This is a genomic window from Cellulomonas fengjieae, assembly GCF_018388465.1.
Classification (GTDB): Bacteria; Actinomycetota; Actinomycetes; order Actinomycetales; family Cellulomonadaceae; genus Cellulomonas; species Cellulomonas fengjieae.
The window spans coordinates 46,311-64,614 of record NZ_CP074404.1 but is presented as its reverse complement, the minus strand read 5'-3'; the positions used below and the strand labels follow the sequence as shown (position 1 = coordinate 64,614).

The window sequence follows — 18,304 nt, the reverse complement described above, 5'->3', positions numbered from 1 at the left end:
GCGGCGACTGTAGAGCGCGCGTGTTACGCCAAGGTCCGTTGCCAGGCGACGATCCGGTCGACGGCCGCGCGCACCACGTCCACGGAGGACGCGAACGACAGCCGCACCCAGCGGTGGCCCTCCACCGGGTCGAAGTCCGTCCCGGGCGTGAGCGCCACGCCCGCCTCGTCCAGCAGCCGCGCGCACCAGGTGACCGAGTCCAGGCCGCTCGCCGAGATGTCGCCGTACAGGTAGAACGCCCCGTCGGCCGGCGCCACCCGCTCCCAGCCGAGCTCCGGCAGCCGCTCGAGCAGGTGCGCCCGGGCGGCCGCGTAGCGCGCCACGTTCTGCCGGGCCGCCTCGTAGCCCTCCGCGCTGAACGCGGCGACCCCGGCGTGCTGGGCCAGGGCGGGCGGGCAGAGGGCGACGTTGCCGGCCAGCGCGCCGACCGGCCCGACCAGGTCGTCCGGGAGCACGAGCCAGCCGAGCCGCCAGCCGGTCATCGCCCAGTACTTGGAGAACGAGTTCACGACGACGGCACCCCGGTCGAGGGCGTGGGCAGCGGTCGCGGTCGCCGCGGAGCCGTAGGTGATCCCGTGGTAGATCTCGTCGCTGATCAGCCGGACGCCCCGGCCGGCGCACCACGACGCCAGCGCGGCCAGCTCGTCGGGGTCGATCATCGTGCCCGTCGGGTTGGCCGGGCTCGCCACGACGAGGCCGTCGAGCGGTCCGTCGAGCGCCTCGAGCTGCGCGACGGTCGGCTGGTAGCGGGTCTGCGGGCCGCACGGCACCACGACGACCTCGCACCCGAGCGCCGCGAGGATGTTGGCGTACGCGGGATACCCGGGCACGGCGAGGGCCACGCGGTCGCCCACGTCGAACGCGGCGAGGAACGCCAGCACGAAGCCGCCCGACGAGCCGGTGGTCACCGCGACCCGCCCCGGCTCGACCGGCACGTCGTACCGGTCGCGGTAGTGCTGCGCGATGGCAGCCCGCAGCGCCGGTGCACCCATCGGCTCCGTGTAGCCCAGGTCGCCGCTGGTCAGCAGGTCGATCGCGCGCCGACGGACCACGTCGGACGCGCCCGTCGCGGGCTCGCCCGCGCACAGGTTGAGGACGTCCTCACCGGCGGCCCGGCGGGCGTTGGCGGCGGCGAGGATCTCCATCACGGCGAACGGCGGCACGTGGGCGCGCGCGGCAACCTTCATGCCCGCCATTGAACACGTCTAGCCTCGGACCGTGATCGCTGACTGCGCGCTGTACTCCGACGGCCGGCGCCGGCATCGGCTCGACGACCTGCGCGTGGCCCTGCGCGAGGCCGAGAAGGACGACGGCTTCGTCTGGATCGGTCTCGTCGAGCCCACGGCCGACGAGTTCGCCGCCATCGCGGAGGGCTTCGAGCTGCCGCAGCTCGCCATCGACGACGCGATCCGCGCCCACCAGCGCCCCAAGCTCGAGCGCTACGGCAACGTGACGTTCGCCGTCGTCAAGCCCGTGCACTACGTGGACCACGTCGAGGTGGTCGAGGTCAGCGAGCTCGCCGTGTTCCTGGGTGACCGGTTCGTCATCGTCGTGCGGCACGGTGACACCGAGATCCCCGCGCAGGTCAGGGCCGCGCTCGAGGTGGACCGCGACATGCTCCTGCACGGGCCGCCCGCGGTGCTGCACGCGATCCTCGACAAGTCGGTCGACCAGTACCTCGACGTCAGCCGGGCCATCGACGTGGACCTGGACGAGATCGAGGACCAGGTGTTCGGGGACGACCCGGGCAGCGACCACGCGAAGCGGATCTACAAGCTCAAGCGCGAGGTCCAGCAGTTCCGCCGCGCGGTCGTGCCGCTGGTGCAGCCGCTGACGCGGCTCGCGGAGGACGACGTGCCGTGGATCCCGGCCTACGCGCGGCCGTACTTCCGCGATGTCCAGGACCACGCACTGCGCGCCGCGGAGCAGATCGAGGCGGCCGACGCGCTGCTCACCAACGTCATGCAGGCCGACCTGGCCCAGGTGACCGTCGAGCAGAACCGCGTGACCGTCCAGCAGAACGCCGACATGCGCAAGATCTCCGCGTGGGCGGCCATCGCGCTGGTGCCGACCGCGATCGCGGGCCTGTACGGGATGAACTTCGACCAGCTGCCGGCGATGCACTCGCCGGCCGGGTTCTGGGTCGTGCTGGCCGGGATCGGCGTGGTGTGCGTCGCGCTGCACCGCGCGTTCCGCCGCAACCACTGGCTGTAGGTCAGCGCGGCAGGGCCGCGGTGATCACCTCGACGACCTCGGGGGCGTCCGGGCGCGTCTGCGGACGGAACCGGTGCACCGCGCCCTGCGGCGTGACGACGAACTTCTCGAAGTTCCACGTGATCCGGCCGGCCTTGCCGGACGCGTCCGGTGCCTTGGTCAGCTCGGCGTACAGCGGGTGCTGCGACCGGCCGTTGACCCTGGTCTTCGCGAACATCGGGAACGTCACGCCCCAGGTCGCCGAGCAGTACTCGGCGATGGCGTCCTGCGAGCCGAGCTCCTGGAGGAACTGGTTGCTCGGGAAGCCGAGGACCGTGAAGCCACGCTCGCCGTAGGTCCGCTGGAGCGCCTCGAGCTGCTCGTACTGCGGTGCGAGGCCGCAGCGCGAGGCCACGTTGACGACGAGCTTGACCTGGTCGGCGTACGCACCGAACGTGGTGGTCTCGCCGCGCAGGGTGGTCAGCGGGATGTCGTCGAGGTGCATGTACCGGTCAACCGTTCTGCTGCAGGAGGGCATTCCCCAGGGCAGCGCGGACGTGCTCGACGATGCCGTCGGCCGCCGCCTCGATCTGCGCGAGGCAGTCCTCGAAGTCGCTCGCACCGCCGTACCAGGGGTCGGCCACGTCCAGGTCGCCCGTGGCGTCGGGGTCGAACGAGCGGAACAGCACCGGCTCGATGCCCAGGCGCCGCAGCGCGCGGGCGTGCGCGTTCGTCATCGCCAGCACCAGGTCGCGCTCGTCGCCGGGCCGGACCTGACGTGCGCGGTGCCCGTCGCCGGCGGGGTAGCCGTGGCTCACGAGCACGGCCCGCGCCCGGCGGTCGATCGGGTTGCCGTCCTCCTCGTCGCTGACGCCGGTCGAGTCGACGACCACCTGGTCGCCGAGTCCGGCGGCGGCGAACCGCTCGCGCAGCACCACCTCCGCCATGGGCGAGCGACAGATGTTGCCGGTGCAGACGATCATCACGCTGTAGGGCTGGGGCACCCAGCGATCGTCGCACAGCCCGGTCCGGTGGTCGCCCCGACGGAACACGCACCACCGCCGACCGGTTGTGCGAGTCATGCGAGCAATCACGTACTCCCGCTACGGCGGTACCGATGTCCTCGAGCTCACCGAGCAGCCCACTCCCAAGGTCGGACCCGACAGCGTGCTGGTGCGGGTGCGCGCCGCCTCGGTGAACCCGGTCGACTGGAAGGTCCGCGAGGGCTACCTCGACGCGCTCCTGGACGTGACGTTCCCCGCCGTCCCGGGCTGGGACGTGGCTGGCGTCGTCGAGCGCGTCGGGCTGGACACTCCCGAGCTGCAGGTCGGTGACGAGGTCTACGGCTACGTCCGTCGGGACTGGGTGCACGGCGGGACGTTCGCCGAGTACGTTGCCGCGCCCGTGCGCACGGTCGCGCGCAAGCCGTCGTCGCTGTCGTTCGAGGAGGCCGCCGCGGTGCCGCTGGCCGGGCTCACCGCCTACCAGAGCATCGCGCGCGCCGGCGTGCGCGCCGGTCAGACGGTCCTCGTGCACGCCGCAGCGGGCGGCGTCGGCGGGTTCGCGGTGCAGATCGCCCGGTCGCTGGGCGCGCGCGTCCTCGGCACCGCGTCGGCGGGCAACCACGAGTACCTGCGCGGGCTCGGTGCGGAGCCGGTCGAGTACGGCGACGGGCTCGTCGAGCGGGTGCGGGCGCTCGTCCCCGACGGCGTCGATGTGGTCCTCGACTACGGCTCCGACGACCTCGTCGCCACGTCCCGCGCCCTGCTGGCCGACGGCGGCACCGTGGCCTCGATCGTCGACGCGGCAGCGCGCGACGAGCTGGGCGGCCACTACGTCTGGGTCCGGCCCGACGCCGGGGACCTGGCCGCGCTGGCCGGGCTGATCGACGCCGGGACGGTCAAGGTCGAGGTCGCCGAGGTGTTCGAGCTGGCCGACGCGGCCGCCGCCCACCAGGCCAGCCAGACCGGTCACGTCCGCGGCAAGGTCGTCGTCCGCGTCGACTGACCCCGACCCCCCCGCGCAACGTCCGAGCACGTGGTCGCTAAGGCAGCCAGATGCTCGGACGTCGCGGGCGGTGGGTGCCGTCAGCGGGGTGCGGTCAGTGGGAGGTCGTGCGGCCGAAGTGGAAGCGGGCAGTGGCCGGGCTGGCGGGCCAGCGGCTGGTGACCACCTTGCCGCGCGTGTAGAACCGCACGGCCTCGGGGCCGTAGATGTGGCTCTCGCCGAACAGCGAGTTCTTCCAGCCGCCGAACGAGTGCCAGCCGACCGGCACGGGGATCGGCACGTTGATGCCGATCATGCCCACGTTCACGGCCCGCTGGAACGTGCGGGCCGCGTCGCCGGAGCTCGTGAAGATCGCGGTGCCGTTGCCGTACGGGTTGGCGTTGACCAGGGCGATCGCCTCGGTCAGGTCCGCCGCCCGGATGACGACGAGGACCGGCCCGAAGATCTCCTCGACGTACGCCCGCATGTCCGTGGTGACGCCGTCCAGCACGGTGGGGCCGACGAAGAACCCGTCCTCGTGACCGGCCACCGCGTGCCCCCGGCCGTCGACCACCGCGGAGGCACCGCTGTCGACCGCGTCGGTGACGATCTCCTCGATCCGCAGCTGTGACGCCCTGGTGATCACCGGGCCCATGTCGCTGTCCGGGTCCGTCCCGGGAGCGACCCGCACCTTCTCCGCCCCCGCGCGCAGCCGCTCGAGCAGCGCGTCCGCCACCTCGTCGACGACCACGGCCACCGAGATCGCCATGCACCGCTCGCCGGCCGCGCCGAACGCGGCGCCGGTCAGGTGGGTCGCCGCGAGGTCCAGGTCGGCGTCGGCCAGCACGACCGCGTGGTTCTTGGCGCCGCCGAGCGCCTGCACCCGCTTGCCGTGCGCGGTCGCGGTGGCGTGCACGTGCTGCGCGATCGGGGTCGACCCGACGAACGACACGGCCGCGATGTCGGGGTGCGTGAGCAGCGCGTCGACGGCCACCCGGTCGCCCTGCACCACGGAGAAGACCCCGTCGGGAAGCCCGGCGGCCTGCCACATCCGGGCCAGGAACAGCGACGCGGACGGGTCGCGCTCCGACGGCTTGAGGACGAACGCGTTCCCGGTCGCGATGGCCATCGGCGACATCCACAGCGGCACCATCGCCGGGAAGTTGAACGGGGTGATGCCGGCGACCACACCCAGCGGCTCCCGGAACGAGAACACGTCGACACCCGTGGCCGCCTGGTCGGTGTACTCGCCCTTGAGCAGCTGGGGCATGCCGCACGCGTACTCGATGACCTCGAGCCCGCGGGCGATCTCCCCGCGCGAGTCGGCGAGCACCTTGCCGTGCTCGGCCGTGATGATCGCGGCCAGCTCCTCGGCGTGCTGCACGATCTGCTCGCGCAGCGCGAACAGCACGGCGGCGCGCTTGGCGACGGGCTCCTGCGACCACGACTGCGCCGCGACCACGGCCGCCGCGACCGCCGCGTCCACGTCGGCCTGCTCCGCGAGGAGCACCCGACCGGACACCCGTCCCGTCGCGGGGTCGAACACGTCCTGCGTGCGCGAGCCGTCCGGGGTCGTCACCCGCCCCCCGACGACGTGACCGATCAGTGGTGCGGTGTCGACGAGCGCGGACATCGGAGCCCTCTTTCCTACCGGATCGAACGGCAGTGCCGGATCGAGCCAATCTAGATCCGTCGTCAAGAACACGGAACGTCCGAGCACATGTGGCCCCTGGCCTCCATCTACTCGGACGCTGCCGCCCCTCATGACGCAACGTCCGAGCAGATGTCGGTCAGGGCCTCCATCTGCTCGGACGCTGCGGCCCTCAAGACGAGGTCAGTCGCGGGCCGTGAGGACCAGGGGGCCGTCCGGGGTGATCGCGATCGTGTGCTCGGCGTGGGCGGCCAGCGACCCGTCGGCCGTGCGGATCGTCCAGCCGTCGTCGTCGATCGTGTACTCGTCGCCACCGGCCATGAACCACGGCTCGATCGCGATGACGAGCCCCGCCTTGAGCTTGAGCCCGGTGCCGGGGCGGCCCAGGTTCGGCACGTGCGGGTCCTCGTGCATGGTCCGTCCGACGCCGTGACCGCCGAAGTCGGCGTTGATCCCGTACCCGCCGGCGCGGCCTATGGTGCCGATCGCCGACGAGACGTCGCCCATCCGGGCGCCGACGCGGGCCGCCCTGATCCCGGCGTCGAGGGCGCGCTCCGTGGTCTCGATCAGCTTCTGGACGGCCGGGTCCTGCGTCCCGATCTGGAACGTGAGCGCCGAGTCGGCCACCCAGCCCTGGACCTGCGCGGCGAAGTCGATGCTCAGCACGTCGCCGTCCGCCAGCACGTAGTCGGAGGGCAGGCCGTGCAGCGCGGCATCGTTGACGGAGGTGCACAGCACGCCGGGATACGGCATCGCGCCGAACGACGGGTGGTAGCCGAGGTACACCGAGTGCGCGCCGGCGGCGTCGATCATCTGGTGCGCGTGGGTGTCCAGCTGCTTGAGGGTCATCCCCTCGCGGGCGAGGTCACGCAAGGAGGACAGCACGCCGGCGACGAACTTCCCGGCGGGACGCATCTGGTCGATCTGAGCGGGGTTCTTGAGGGCCACGGCTCCACCCTGTCACGAGATGGGCAGGCAACAGCCCGTGGGCCGGACCCCTTGTCGGGGGCCTGCCGCGAAGGACGAGGTCGCGGCTCCCACGGGCTGCGGTGACTGCCATGGATTCGCTCGCCGGTCCGGGTGGGCCTGCGGGCGGATCGTGCGTGCAATCCGTCCGAGTACTTGTTCGGGCGACTAGCGGACAGTCACCTCACGCGTCCTGGAATAGAACATGTCCTGGACCACCTCCTTCCCGTGTCCGACGACCGTACGTCCGTGCGGCCGCGCCGCCAAGGGGTTTTCCGGGTGGCGAACACGGGAACACGGGGCAACCCTGGTTCGGTGATCGCTGCGCTGCACGTGCTGCTCTCGAGCTCCGATCCCTCGGCGGACCGCGCCTTCCTGCGGGACGTGCTCGGCTGGTCGTCGGTCGAGGACGCGACCTCGGGCGACGGGTGGCTGATCTTCGCGCTGCCGCCGGCCGAGCTGGGGGTGCATCCGGGTGACAGCGCGGACGGCGCGACCCTGCACCTGATGTGCGACGACCTGGACCAGACACTCGCCCGCCTGGCCGAGCACGGCGTGCGGCCGGTGGAGAACCCGCACACCGAGACCTGGGGCGTCGTCACCCGGATCGGGCTGCCCAGCGGCGCGACGCTCGGCCTGTACGAACCGAGCCACCCGTCACCGTTGGCGCTGTTCGGCGGGCCGGCCGTCCGCGAGCCGATCACGCGCCACGCGGGCCTGGAGTTCTCCCTGTCGACCACCGTGCTGGAGGCACGTGACGCGAACGCGCTGGCCGACTTCTACCAGCGGCTGCTCGGCTGGCAGGTGATGGTCGAGGAGCCGGGCTGGGTGATCCTGCGGCCGCCGGGCGGGGGGACGGGAATCTCCTTCAGCTCCGACCCGCTCTACGCGCCGCCCGTCTGGCCGGCGACCACGGACCACCAGCAGATGATGGAGCACCTCGACATCTGGGTGAACGACATGGCACGCGGCGTCGAGCACGCCCTGTCGCTGGGGGCGACGCTCGCGCAGTTCCAGCCGCAGGACGAGGTGCGCGTGCTGCTGGACCCGGCCGGCCACCCGTTCTGCTTCTTCGAGAGCTAGTCGTTCGTCGAGAGCTCGTCGTTCTTCGGGAGCTCGGCGGGGCCGCTCAGCCACTCGGCGAACGTCACCCGACCGTCGGCGTGCTCCGGGGTCAGGTGGTACCCGCTGCGGAAGCCGCCGATCCCCGGGACCGGCGCGGCCCACACCGGCCGACGCCGACCGGTCGCCGCGAGGTAGGCCCGCATGAGCTCCGTGGTCGTGAACACCTCCGGGCCGCCCAGGTCGTCGGCGCGCCCCGACGGCCCGGCGTCGACGATCTCGACGAGGCGGGACGCCACCTCGCGCACCTCGACCGGCTGGTCGCTGACGCCCGCGAGGGTCACGGCGACCGGCCCGCGGGACAGGTGGTCGAGCACGTTCGCGACGAACTCGTGGAACTGCGTCGCCCGCAGGATCGTCCACGGCACCCCGCCGTCCTCGACGATCTGCTCCACGCGGTACTTCGCCCGGTAGTACGGGTACGGCACGCGGTCGACGCCGACGATCGAGACGTAGACCAGGTGCGGGACGTCGGCCGCGCGCGCGGCGAGCAGGAGGCGCACGGCGGCGTCGACGTCGTCGCCGGGCCGGCGCGGGTTGCTCGCGCAGTGCACCACCGCGCGCACGCCGGCCACCGCCTCGGACAGCCCGTCGCCGGTGAGCAGGTCCCCGACCACCCAGTCGACGGCCGCCGGGGCGGCCGGTGAGCGGTCACGTCGGCTGAGCACCCGCACGGGCCGACCGGCGTCCAGCAGGGTGTGCACCAGGGAGCGGCCCAGGGTCCCGGTGCCGCCGGTGACCAGCACGGGGCGATCGTCGTCAACCATGCCGGCCATCCTGGCCTACCTCTCGGGGCCGCGACGAGCCCTTACCGACGGAGAGATACCGGTGCGCGACCCGGGCCGTCGACCCGGGCCGCGCACCCGTCACGCACCCTCGACGAGGAACTGCGTGTACGCCGGCACCGTGAGGAACGTCGGGAAGTCCTCCGCCAGCGCGACCTGCCGGAACAGGCCGGCCGCGTCGTCGTACCGGTCCCCGTCTCGACGCGGCAGCTGCGCGAGCACGTCGGCCAGAACCTCCTCGACGCGGGCTGCGTCGATCCGCGTGCCTTCCGCCGTCACCACCTCCTGCCGGACCCACTGCCACACCTGCGACCGCGAGATCTCGGCCGTCGCGGCGTCCTCCATGAGGTGGTCGATCGCCACGGCTCCGCTGCCCCGCAGCCACGCCTCGAGGTACCGGACACCCACCGACACGTTGCTGCGCAGCCCGCCGTCGGTGACCGCCCCCGGCTCGCTGCCACCGGCCGACGGGATGTCCAGCAGCTGCCCCGCGGTCACGTGGACGTCCTCCCGCAGCCGGTGACGCTGGTCGGCGCGGTCGCCGAGTACCTCGTCGAACACCTCGCGCGCGACGGGAACGAGGTCAGGGTGGGCCACCCAGGTGCCGTCGTACCCCTGCCCGGCCTCCCGCTGCTTGTCCGCCCTGACCTGCGCGAGCGCCGTCTCGGTGACCTCCGGGTCCCGGCGGTCGGGGATGAACGCGCTCATGCCGCCGATGGCCTGCGCCCCCCGCTTGTGGCAGGTGGCGACGAGCAGCTCGGTGTAGGCCTTCATGAACGGGACCGTCATGGTCACGCTGCTGCGGTCCGGCAGGACGAACCGCGGGCCGCGAGCGCGGAAGGTCTTGATGACGCTGAAGATGTAGTCCCAGCGGCCGGCGTTCAGGCCCGCGCAGTGGTCGCGCAGCTCGTAGAGGATCTCCTCCATCTCGAACGCCGCCGTGATGGTCTCGATCAGGACCGTCGCGCGGATGGTGCCGTACCGCAGGCCCAGGTACGTCTCGGTGAACCGGAAGACCTCGTCCCAGAGGCGGGCCTCCAGGTGCCCCTCCAGCTTGGGCAGGTACAGGTACGGGCCGCGGCCCGAGTCGATGAGCGCCTGCGCGTTGTGGAACAGGTAGAGGCCGGCGTCGACCAGGCTCGCGGAGGCCGCACAGCTCTGCCCCGCGCGGTCCGTGAACTCCAGGTGCTTCTCGGTCAGGTGCCAGCCGCGCGGCCGGAACACGATCGTCGGGGTCTGGTCGCCGACGCGGTACTCCTTGCCCTCGGGCGACGTGAAGTCGACCTGCCCACGGATCGCGTCGAAGAGCGACGCCTGCCCGCCGATGACGTTGCCCCACGTGGGGCTGGTCGCGTCCTCCATGTCCGCGAGCCACACCTTGGCGCCCGAGTTCAGTGCGTTGACGGTCATCTTGCGGTCGGTGGGGCCGGTGATCTCGACGCGACGGTCCTCCAGACCGGGTCCCGGGCCGGCCACGCGCCAGCCCGGGTCGGCCCGGATGCCGGCGGTGAGCGGCAGGAAGTCGGGGTCGGCACCGTTGGAGACGGCCGTCCGGCGGTGCTGACGGCTCAGCAGCAGGTCGTGGCGCCTCCCGCCGAACCGCACGTGCAGGTCGGTGAGGAAGTCGATCGCCTCGGACGTGAGGATCTCGGTCGCGCCGGACACGGCCGGTCCGGTCAGGTCGAGATGGGGTCGGGTGGTCGGCGGGATGATGGTGACGGTCATGGCGGGTGCTCCTGGATCAGTGGGTGAACTGCGCCGTCTCGGTGCTGCCCGCGAGCGCGAGGGTGGCGCTCTGCGGGCTGATCGCCGTGGCGACGCGGTCGAAGTAGCCGGTGCCGACCTCGCGCTGGTGGCGCGTGGCGGTGTACCCGTCGGACTCGGAGGCGATCTCGGCCTCCTGCAGCTCGACGTACGCGCTCATCCCGCGGTCGGCGTAGCCGTGGGCGAGCTCGAACATCGAGTGGTTCAGGGCGTGGAACCCGGCCAGGGTGATGAACTGGAAGACGTAGCCGTGGCTGGCCAGCTCGCGCTGGAACCGCGCGATCTGCAGGTCGTCCAGCTGTGAGCGCCAGTGGAACGACGGCGAGCAGTTGTAGGCCAGGAGCTTGCCGGGGAACGTGTCGTGGATGCGCTCGGCGAACTCGATGGCCAGGGAGACGTCCGGCGTCGACGTCTCGACCCAGATCAGGTCGGAGTGCGGGGCGTACGCCTCGGCCCGCGCGACCACCGGGTCGAGCCCGGGCCGCACCCGGTAGTAGCCCTCGGCCGTGCGCTCACCGGTGAGGAACGGCTGGTCCCGGGGGTCGACGTCCGAGGTCAGCAGGTCGGCACCGAGGGCGTCGGTGCGGGCGACGACGACCGTCGGCACGCCCGCGACGTCGGCCGCGAGCCTCGCCGCCGACAGGGTCCGCACGTGCTGCGACGTGGGCACGAGGACCTTGCCGCCGAGGTGGCCGCACTTCTTCTCGGCGGCGAGCTGGTCCTCCCAGTGCACGCCCGCCGCGCCCGCGGAGATCATCGCGTGCATGAGCTCGTAGGCGTTGAGGGGGCCACCGAAGCCCGCCTCGGCGTCCGCAACGATCGGCGCGAGCCACTCGCGGCCGCGCCGGCCGGTCTCGGCGAACTCGACCTGGTCGGCACGCAGCAGCGCATTGTTGATCCGCCGGACCACCGCGGGCACGGAGTTCGCCGGGTACAGCGACTGGTCGGGGTAGGTCTGGCCGGACAGGTTGGCGTCGGCCGCGACCTGCCAGCCGGACAGGTAGATCGCCTCGAGCCCGGCCCGCACCTGCTGCACCGCCTGGTTGCCGGTCAGTGCACCCAGCGCCGGGAGCAGCGTGCGGGAGTGCAGCAGCTCCCAGAGCCGGTCGGCGCCCCGCCGGGCGAGGGTGCTCTCCTCGCGGACCGATCCCCGCAGGGCCACGACGTCCTCGGCGGTATGGGTGCGGCTGATGCCGGCCCAGCGCGCGTCGAGGTCCCAGCTCGCCGCGAGCTCGGCCGCAGTCTCGGTCTGGTCGCCGTGCCTGTACGTGCTCATCGTGTCCTCCGTCGTCGGGGCGAACTTCAGCGGCCCTTCGGCCTGACGACCACGTTCCTCGGACTTCCGCGGTTCTTCCCGGGGTAAGCGCGCAGAAGATCGGCAATCCTTCTCCTGGACAGAAGCAGCACCCCCGGGCAAGGGTGGACGGCATGACGACGACGGCCAACGGCGGCCTGGACACGCTGGTGCTGGGACGACGGATCCGGCACCTGCGCACGGGCCGGAACATGACGCTCGACGACCTCGGCACGGCGATCGGTCGCGCGGCGTCGCAGGTGTCGATGCTGGAGAACGGTCACCGCGAGCCCAAGCTGTCGCTGCTCGCGCAGGTGGCGGAGGCCCTCGACGTCCCCCTCTCGGAGCTGCTGCGCACCGAGCCGCCCACCCGCCGCGCCGCCCTGGAGGTCCAGCTGGAGCGCGCCCAGCGGGGACCGCTCTTCGCGTCGCTGGGCGTCCCGCCCGTGAAGGTCGGACGATCCCTGCCCGGGGACGCGCTCGAGGCGCTGGTCCGGCTGCAGGCCGAGATCCAGCGGCTGCTCACGGAGAACGCGGCGACACCCGAGGAGGCCCGGCGCGCCAACGCCGACCTGCGCGTCCGGATGCGCGCGCAGGACAACTACTTCGCCGACCTCGAGGACCACGCACGGCGGCTGCTCGATGCCATCGACCACCCCGGCGGCCCGCTCTCCCAGCGCGCCACCGCGGACATCGCGGCCCACCTGGGCTTCAACCTGCACTACGTGCCCGACCTGCCGCACTCCACGCGCTCCGTCACGGACCTGGCGCACGGCCGCATCTACCTGCCCCAGGGCAACCCCGGCACCAGCGACGCCCGCTCCCCGCTGCTCCAGGCCCTCGCAAGCCACGTGCTCGGCCACGCCGAGCCCACGGACTACGGCGACTTCCTGCGCCAGCGGGTCGAGGCGAACTACGTGGCCGCAGCGCTGATGCTGCCCGAGGACGACGCCGTGCGGTTCCTGCAGGAGGCCAAGGCCGAGCGTCGGCTGTCCGTGGAGGACCTTCGCGACGCCTTCGCCGTGCCGTACGAGACGGCCGCCCACCGGTTCACCAACCTGGCGACGCGCCACCTGGGCATCCCGGTGCACTTCATGAAGGTCCACGAGGGCGGCACGCTGCACAAGGCCTACGAGAACGACGGCGTGAAGTTCCCGGCGGACCCGCTGGGCGCCATCGAGGGCCAGCCCGTCTGCCGGCAGTGGACCGCCCGCGTGGTCTTCACGCTCCCCGACCGGTTCTCGCCGTACTACCAGTACACCGACACGTCGTCCGGTACGTACTGGTGCACCAGCCGCGTGCAGCCGTCGTCGCAGGGTGCGTTCTCCGTGTCGGTCGGCGTCCCGTTCGCGCACGTGCGCTGGTTCCGCGGCCGGGAGACCACCGAGCGGGCGGCCTCCAGGTGCCCCGACCCGATGTGCTGCCGGGAGCCTCCGACCGACCTGGCGGAGCGCTGGGCCGACAAGTCGTGGCCGAGCGCGCGCCCGCACGCGTCCCTGCTCGCCGCCCTCCCGGTGGGCGTGTTCCCCGGCGTGGACACCACGGAGGTCTACCGCTTCCTGGACCGGCACGCGCCCGCGGAGTGACGCCCGCGACGGCGGTCAGCTCCCGGCCGGTGTCCGGTGCGCCGGCTGGGGTGCCGGCCGGGGTGCCGTTGCCTGCTCACGACGCGACGCGCTGAGCGCCAGCGCGAACGCGACGGTCGCGACGGCCATGAGCACGATCGGCGGAGCCGGGAGCAGCAGCACCGCGGTGACCAGGAGTGTCAGGGACAGCGCGAGCAGGAGGACGACCTGCTGCCGCTCGGGCGTCGCGCCGTGGCGCGTCATCAGGAGTGCCGACAGTCCCTGGCCGATCAGCAGCAGCGACATCGTGACGCTGAAGCCCTCCAGGAGGTCGGCCATGCTGTGGCTGGGCGCCATGGGGAACAGCACCCGCGCCATCTGGCGCTCGAGGACGAGCAGGTCGCCCGTCGACGGCAGCAGGGTGTCCAGGATCAGGTGCCCGGCGCCGGTCAGGACGAATGCCCACCCGCCGATGCGCGTCGCGGTCTGCACTCTCATCGCACTCCTCCTCGCGGAGCGTCCTCTACAGATGTCGAGGACACTACGCGCGTAGAGTGCGGGCATGTCAACAGACCGCCTGTCCGCCCTCGCCGACGCCGGGCTGCAGCTGATCGCCCGCGAGGGCCTGCGTGGACTGACCCACCGGGCGGTCGACGCGGAGGCGGGGGTGCCGCTCGGCTCCACCAGCTACTACTTCCGCACGCGTGACGCGCTGGTGGCCGCGTGCGTCCGACGCCTGGTCGAGCTGGACCTGGCCGAGCTGGCAGCCGCAGGCGTCGCCGAGCGCAGGATGACCCCGGAGGTGCTGGCCGACCTGGGCGCCGACCTGATGTGGCACTGGATCACCGTCGACGCGCACCGGCAGCTCGCCCGCTACGAGCTGCTGCTGCACGCCCGCCGCCGGCCCGAGCTGGCGGCGGAGCTCCACGCCGCGGGGGACCGGCTCCGGGACGCGATGACCACGGTGCTCGCGACCCAGGACTGCGCCGACCCCGCGACGACCGCGCTCTGGTTCGCCGGCTGCATCGACGGTGTGGTGCTGGACCAGCTCACCGGGCCGGCGGAGCGCCGGATGTCCCGGGCCGACCTGCGCGTCGTCGCGATGGCCCTGGTGCGGGCCGCCCTGCCCTGACGCGCCCGGCTCAGTCCCACCAGACGGTCCACCCCGAGGCGCCGTCCGGCTCGTTCGAGCTCGGTGGCCGCAGCTCGTCCGGCGGCGCGAGCGCGTCGTCGATGCCGAGTGCGACCACCCGGTCCCATGCCCGTGCGACATCGGCCTCGCCGAGGCCGTCGAGGACGGGGTCGCCACTGACGACCAGCCCGTCGACCGTCAGGCGCTCGTCCTCGCGCGACGGGCCGATCACGTGCCCCGTCAGCAGGACCACGCCGGGATGCGCGGCCGCGGCTCGTAGCGCCGCGCCGAGGCTCGGGCCGGGCCCCGCGCGGGCGTCGAGGACGTCGGGGTCGAGCGCCGCCAGCAGTGGGACGGCGTGCTCGGCGCCCAGGCCTCGGAAGAAGAACGAGTCGGCGGCGGCGCCGTCCGCCAGGTCGAACAGGAGGTCGGGCACCCCGGCGTCCACGGTGTGCCCCACAGGACCGAAGGCGCCGCCGGGCCGTCCGGAGGCGCGCCGCCTGAGCCTGCGCCTCCCAGGACTCGCGCAGGGCGGCCGGGGACGACACGCGGCGGGCACGCGCGGCCATGGCGGTGAAGACGGAGCCGCCCGGCGGCATCCGGTCGATCGAGTAGTCGCCGTCGGCGGGCGGCAGCGCGGGCAGCACCGCCTGGTGCAACGCGTGCATCGTCGCATCCGGCACCGCGGCGGGGTCGTCGCCGAGCGTCACCCAGACCCGGCCGTCCGGGAGCTCCCGGACACGCGCGCCCGGCACTGCCGCCACCGCCCGCACGCCGCCGATCGCGTCGAGGTGAGCGGCGTTCAGCAACGTCCCCCAGCCCTCGCCCCACGCCCGGCGCGCGGATTCACGGAACACCGGCGAGATCTGGTGCCGGTACTCCCACGCGCTCTGCGTGTCGTCACCGCGGGCGGTGTCGAGGATGGCGTACCCCGACTCCGCCCGGAGGGCGACCGCCGTGTCGACCATCCAGCGGTCGAGCGGCGCGGCGAACCACGGCAGGTCCACGCCCGACCCGTACATCGCCCAGCGCTGGACCGACAGGCACACCGACGTCTGCCCGACGTCCCGGGACAGCTCGGGCACGTACTGCGGGAGCGTGGCCGTGATCACCGCGATCTCCCGGTTCGGGTGGTCCGTCAGCCCCAGCAGGGCGGTGCTCTCCCCACGGACCTCGATCCCGTCCAGGTGACCGGGGAGCTCCGCCCAGATCTCGTCCGACCAGTCGATGTCCGACCGCTGCCTGTCGTCGCTCCACACCGACCACGTCACCTCCACGCCGATCCAGCCGGCGGCGAGCTCGACGGCGGCCCGGAGCCGGCGGACGAGGACCTCGTCGTCCACCCGCGCGTCCGTCATGACGCCCCCGAACAGGGTCGGCAGCCTGACGTCGTCGCCCGGCAGCAACCACGGTGGTCCGTCCATCGCGCGCGTCCGTCGCTACCGGTCAGTACAGGGGCCGCGACGGGTGCATGTCACCGTCATCGGCGACGAGCTGCGGCCGCTCCACCGGTCCGCGGCGATTTCCCCCGTCCGCCAGAGCGGGGGCGTCCCGCCCACGACCTCACGCGACCGCGGAGCGCTCCTGGTCCAGGTGCGCGAGCGCCGTCGCCAGCCCGAAGCGGGCCGCGAGCGCGTCGACGCGCGTGAGCCCCTCGAACCCCCGCTCCCGGTGCACGGCGATCAGTGCGGGGAGCAGGTCCTCGTGCGGGACCGGCACGGTGGCCTCGAGCAGCGTCTCGGTGCCCTCGGTGACCACGTACGACATCGCGGGGCCGAACTCGTCGGCCGGTGCGACCCGGAACCGCACGGACCCGACCTCCACGGGCGCCGGGAGCGACTGGCCGCGCACGTGACCGATCTCGAGCAGGTCCCGGATCGCGGTGGCCCCGGCGGCGTCCAGACCCGCCGAGGCGTCCAGCGAGTCCAGGTCCGCCAGCACGACGCACGACTCGGTCGGCTCCTCGGAGCCTGGGTGCCACGACGCGTCGACCTCGAGGGCCAGGAAGCCGCCGCTGACGGAGAACGCGCCGCGGATCAGCGCGGCACGCTCGTCGGCGGACAGCCCGCGCATCGGGTGACGACGGGTGATCCCTGCGGAACCGCACGAGCAGGAGAGAGTGATCATGGGACCAGGGTGCAACGGACCACTGACACTGCCCGGCAGCACACGCGACACGACCCCGAACCGGCCAGGTCCGGGGTCGTGTCACCGTCGCTACCGAGTCATCGCGCGTACGTCTCGAACTCCGCGATCCGCGGCGTCCCGTTCGCACCGGTGATCTCGAACGTGATCTTCTTCAGCGAGGTGGACGCGAAGCCGATCACGCCGGCGCCCGTGCCGGAAGCCAGCACCGCACCGGTGTCGGCGTTGAGCACCCGCCACGTCCGCACGTTGCCGACCGCGCCCGAGGCCTCCCGGATGTTGATGGAGGACACGGTGGTGGCCGATCCCCACTTGATCGAGATGCTGCCGGTGGACCCGCTCGGCGACCAGTACGTGCTGGTGGAGCCGTCCTTGACGTTGCCGTAGCTGGTGCCGCTGGCCTTGCTCGAGCCGTCGGCGCCGGCGCCGATGCTCAGGTTGGTCCCGCTCGGCGCGGTCGGTGCCGGGGTGGTCGGCGTCGGGCCGGGTGTCGTCGGCGTCGGCCCCGGCGTCGTCGGCGTCGGGTCCGGCGTCGTCGGTGTGCACGAGCCGTCAGAGACCCGCAGGCCCGTGTTGGCCCCGGCGGTCTGCGCGACGATCGCGGGCACGCAGCTGGCCCCGTCCAGCGTGTACGCGTAGGGGATGCTGACCGTCGTCGTGGACGTCGGGTTGGGCCCGGCCGGCTGGTTGTCGCCGCTGCGGCTCGACCAGGTCACGTTGTCGAAGATGTTCCCGGCCACCTGCCAGGTACCGGCCTGGTCCGTGTAGAAGGTGCCCAGGACGTCCTTCGAGTCCTTGAAGTAGTTGTTCTCCACCTTCGCCCTGGCGCCGGCCCGGGAGTTGATCCCCGACTCGTGGATCCGGTTGTAGGAGTTGTTGTAGATGTGCGCCACGCCGCCGCGCAGCAGCGGCGTGCGCGAGTCGATGTTGTCGTAGCGGTTGTGGTGGAACGTGATGTACCCGCTGCCGCGGTCGTCCTCGCTGGAGCCGATGAGCCCGCCACGACCCGAGTTGCGCAGGATCGAGTAGGACAGGGTCACGTACTCGACGTCGTTCTTCAGGTCGAACAGGCCGTCGTAGCCCTCCGACTCCCCGCCCGACGCCTCGAGGGTCACGTGGTCGACCCACACGTTGCGGACCGTGCCCTCCATGCCGATCGCGTCCCCGCCGTTGGAGGTGGGCGAGCCGGACTTCTTGACGTTCTTGACCGTGACGTTCTGGATGACGATGTTGCTGGAGTCGCGGATGTGGATGCCCAGCTGGTCGAACGTGGCGCCGCTGCCCACGCCGACGATGGTGACGTTGCTGATCTGCTTGAGCTCGATCACGCCGGCCGCCGTGCTGCAGCTGTTGCCCGACACCTTCGCGGTGTTGCCGTGGTTGATGGTGCCCTGCACCTGGATCGTGATCGGGGTGCTCGCGCTCGCGCGGTTGCACAGTGCGGCGTGGATCGCGGTGCCCGTGGTGGCCGTGACCGTCGCGCCGCCCGCGCCACCGGTGGTGCCGCCGTTCTGGGTCGCGAATCCGCTGACGCCACCAGTCGCCGCCTGCGCGGCGGACATCGACACCGCGGTCACGCCGAACGCGGCCGCCATGGCCACGGTGGCCACCGCCGCGAGGGGTCGTCGTGCGAGTGTTCGTCTCATCGTGTGCCTCGTCTTCGTCATTGAATGCAGGCTCGCCGTCCGTTCGAAGGTCGGC

At 72.5% G+C, this 18,304-nt stretch carries 18 protein-coding genes; 6 read left to right on the top strand and 12 right to left on the bottom strand.

The genetic code is table 11. The features are described from left to right. Nucleotides 1-23: 23 nt before the first annotated feature. The gene (locus tag KG102_RS00315; RefSeq protein ID WP_208289763.1) at nucleotides 24-1,187 is read right to left on the bottom strand and encodes a pyridoxal phosphate-dependent aminotransferase; all 1,164 of its coding nucleotides are present in this window, start codon (nucleotides 1,185-1,187) and stop codon (nucleotides 24-26) included. 31 nt (nucleotides 1,188-1,218) lie between these two features. Here KG102_RS00315 and KG102_RS00310 point away from each other — a divergent pair, with 31 nt between their 5' ends. After that, nucleotides 1,219-2,214: a magnesium and cobalt transport protein CorA gene (locus KG102_RS00310; RefSeq protein WP_208210586.1), complete on the top strand. Its 996-nt coding sequence runs from the start codon at nucleotides 1,219-1,221 to the stop codon at nucleotides 2,212-2,214. Between the two features lies 1 nt (nucleotide 2,215). Here the strand turns inward: KG102_RS00310 and KG102_RS00305 are convergent, their stop codons facing one another. After that, complete coding sequence (locus tag KG102_RS00305; RefSeq protein WP_208289764.1) at nucleotides 2,216-2,698, bottom strand: glutathione peroxidase; 483 nt, start codon at nucleotides 2,696-2,698, stop codon at nucleotides 2,216-2,218. 7 nt (nucleotides 2,699-2,705) lie between these two features. Continuing rightward, nucleotides 2,706-3,197, bottom strand: a complete 492-nt coding sequence (locus KG102_RS00300; RefSeq protein ID WP_307802334.1) for a low molecular weight protein-tyrosine-phosphatase — start codon at nucleotides 3,195-3,197, stop codon at nucleotides 2,706-2,708. A 76-nt stretch (nucleotides 3,198-3,273) separates the two neighbouring features. Between KG102_RS00300 and KG102_RS00295 the strand changes: the two genes are divergently transcribed. Beyond that, nucleotides 3,274-4,200, top strand: coding sequence for an NADP-dependent oxidoreductase (locus tag KG102_RS00295; protein WP_208289765.1), 927 nt, complete (start codon nucleotides 3,274-3,276; stop codon nucleotides 4,198-4,200). Nucleotides 4,201-4,294: 94 nt separating this feature from the next. Here KG102_RS00295 and KG102_RS00290 read toward each other — a convergent pair whose 3' ends face one another. Then, nucleotides 4,295-5,812, bottom strand: a complete 1,518-nt coding sequence (locus KG102_RS00290; protein WP_208210592.1) for a CoA-acylating methylmalonate-semialdehyde dehydrogenase — start codon at nucleotides 5,810-5,812, stop codon at nucleotides 4,295-4,297. Between the two features lie 201 nt (nucleotides 5,813-6,013). Then, nucleotides 6,014-6,778 (bottom strand): type I methionyl aminopeptidase, encoded by a 765-nt coding sequence (gene map / locus KG102_RS00285; RefSeq protein WP_208210594.1) that lies wholly within the window; start codon nucleotides 6,776-6,778, stop codon nucleotides 6,014-6,016. 333 nt (nucleotides 6,779-7,111) lie between these two features. Here map and KG102_RS00280 point away from each other — a divergent pair, with 333 nt between their 5' ends. Further along, nucleotides 7,112-7,879, top strand: a complete 768-nt coding sequence (locus KG102_RS00280; protein ID WP_249667399.1) for a VOC family protein — start codon at nucleotides 7,112-7,114, stop codon at nucleotides 7,877-7,879. Here the strand turns inward: KG102_RS00280 and KG102_RS00275 are convergent. The 3 genes from KG102_RS00275 to aceA all read right to left on the bottom strand — a co-directional run bounded on the left by KG102_RS00275 (nucleotide 7,876) and on the right by aceA (nucleotide 11,743). Continuing rightward, the gene (locus KG102_RS00275; protein ID WP_208289766.1) at nucleotides 7,876-8,685 is read right to left on the bottom strand and encodes an SDR family oxidoreductase; all 810 of its coding nucleotides are present in this window, start codon (nucleotides 8,683-8,685) and stop codon (nucleotides 7,876-7,878) included. The two genes, KG102_RS00280 and KG102_RS00275, sit on opposite strands and share 4 nt — an antisense overlap. A 99-nt stretch (nucleotides 8,686-8,784) precedes the next feature. Beyond that, nucleotides 8,785-10,428 (bottom strand): malate synthase A, encoded by a 1,644-nt coding sequence (aceB, locus tag KG102_RS00270; protein WP_208289767.1) that lies wholly within the window; start codon nucleotides 10,426-10,428, stop codon nucleotides 8,785-8,787. 16 nt (nucleotides 10,429-10,444) lie between these two features. Then, nucleotides 10,445-11,743, bottom strand: a complete 1,299-nt coding sequence (gene aceA, locus KG102_RS00265; protein WP_208210601.1) for an isocitrate lyase — start codon at nucleotides 11,741-11,743, stop codon at nucleotides 10,445-10,447. A gap of 152 nt (nucleotides 11,744-11,895) precedes the next feature. On the opposite strand from aceA, the gene KG102_RS00260 reads away from it, so the two are divergent. After that, nucleotides 11,896-13,347: a helix-turn-helix transcriptional regulator gene (locus tag KG102_RS00260; RefSeq protein WP_208210603.1), complete on the top strand. Its 1,452-nt coding sequence runs from the start codon at nucleotides 11,896-11,898 to the stop codon at nucleotides 13,345-13,347. A gap of 15 nt (nucleotides 13,348-13,362) precedes the next feature. Here KG102_RS00260 and KG102_RS00255 read toward each other — a convergent pair whose 3' ends face one another. After that, nucleotides 13,363-13,824: an LIC_13387 family protein gene (locus tag KG102_RS00255; RefSeq protein ID WP_208289768.1), complete on the bottom strand. Its 462-nt coding sequence runs from the start codon at nucleotides 13,822-13,824 to the stop codon at nucleotides 13,363-13,365. A 64-nt stretch (nucleotides 13,825-13,888) separates the two neighbouring features. On the opposite strand from KG102_RS00255, the gene KG102_RS00250 reads away from it, so the two are divergent. Continuing rightward, on the top strand, nucleotides 13,889-14,458 hold the full coding sequence (locus KG102_RS00250) for a TetR/AcrR family transcriptional regulator (protein ID WP_208210607.1): 570 nt from the start codon (nucleotides 13,889-13,891) through the stop codon (nucleotides 14,456-14,458). 10 nt (nucleotides 14,459-14,468) lie between these two features. On the opposite strand, the gene KG102_RS00245 is transcribed toward KG102_RS00250, so the two are convergent. Continuing rightward, on the bottom strand, nucleotides 14,469-14,894 hold the full coding sequence (locus tag KG102_RS00245) for a hypothetical protein (RefSeq protein WP_208289769.1): 426 nt from the start codon (nucleotides 14,892-14,894) through the stop codon (nucleotides 14,469-14,471). 485 nt (nucleotides 14,895-15,379) lie between these two features. On the opposite strand from KG102_RS00245, the gene KG102_RS00240 reads away from it, so the two are divergent. After that, on the top strand, nucleotides 15,380-15,649 hold the full coding sequence (locus KG102_RS00240) for a hypothetical protein (protein ID WP_208289770.1): 270 nt from the start codon (nucleotides 15,380-15,382) through the stop codon (nucleotides 15,647-15,649). A 372-nt stretch (nucleotides 15,650-16,021) separates the two neighbouring features. Here KG102_RS00240 and KG102_RS00235 read toward each other — a convergent pair whose 3' ends face one another. Both KG102_RS00235 and KG102_RS00230 read right to left on the bottom strand, forming a co-directional pair. Further along, nucleotides 16,022-16,585: a hypothetical protein gene (locus KG102_RS00235; RefSeq protein ID WP_208210611.1), complete on the bottom strand. Its 564-nt coding sequence runs from the start codon at nucleotides 16,583-16,585 to the stop codon at nucleotides 16,022-16,024. A 98-nt stretch (nucleotides 16,586-16,683) separates the two neighbouring features. Then, entirely contained in the window at nucleotides 16,684-18,249 is a 1,566-nt protein-coding gene (locus KG102_RS00230; RefSeq protein ID WP_208210613.1) for a pectate lyase family protein, read from the bottom strand. Between the last annotated feature and the right edge of the window lie 55 nt (nucleotides 18,250-18,304).

Excerpts from the sequence above, each read along its gene's own strand:
- KG102_RS00315 (WP_208289763.1), bottom strand. The coding sequence starts at position 1,187 with ATGAAGGTTGCCGCGCGCGCCCACGTGCCGCCGTTCGCCGTGATGGAG.
- KG102_RS00305 (WP_208289764.1), bottom strand. The coding sequence starts at position 2,698 with ATGCACCTCGACGACATCCCGCTGACCACCCTGCGCGGCGAGACCACC.
- KG102_RS00295 (WP_208289765.1), top strand. The coding sequence starts at position 3,274 with ATGCGAGCAATCACGTACTCCCGCTACGGCGGTACCGATGTCCTCGAG.
- KG102_RS00290 (WP_208210592.1), bottom strand. The coding sequence starts at position 5,812 with ATGTCCGCGCTCGTCGACACCGCACCACTGATCGGTCACGTCGTCGGG.
- KG102_RS00275 (WP_208289766.1), bottom strand. The coding sequence starts at position 8,685 with ATGGTTGACGACGATCGCCCCGTGCTGGTCACCGGCGGCACCGGGACC.
- aceB (WP_208289767.1), bottom strand. The coding sequence starts at position 10,428 with ATGACCGTCACCATCATCCCGCCGACCACCCGACCCCATCTCGACCTG.
- aceA (WP_208210601.1), bottom strand. The coding sequence starts at position 11,743 with ATGAGCACGTACAGGCACGGCGACCAGACCGAGACTGCGGCCGAGCTC.
- KG102_RS00260 (WP_208210603.1), top strand. The coding sequence starts at position 11,896 with ATGACGACGACGGCCAACGGCGGCCTGGACACGCTGGTGCTGGGACGA.
- KG102_RS00255 (WP_208289768.1), bottom strand. The coding sequence starts at position 13,824 with ATGAGAGTGCAGACCGCGACGCGCATCGGCGGGTGGGCATTCGTCCTG.
- KG102_RS00250 (WP_208210607.1), top strand. The coding sequence starts at position 13,889 with ATGTCAACAGACCGCCTGTCCGCCCTCGCCGACGCCGGGCTGCAGCTG.
- KG102_RS00240 (WP_208289770.1), top strand. The coding sequence starts at position 15,380 with ATGGCGTACCCCGACTCCGCCCGGAGGGCGACCGCCGTGTCGACCATC.
- KG102_RS00235 (WP_208210611.1), bottom strand. The coding sequence starts at position 16,585 with ATGATCACTCTCTCCTGCTCGTGCGGTTCCGCAGGGATCACCCGTCGT.
- KG102_RS00230 (WP_208210613.1), bottom strand. The coding sequence starts at position 18,249 with ATGAGACGAACACTCGCACGACGACCCCTCGCGGCGGTGGCCACCGTG.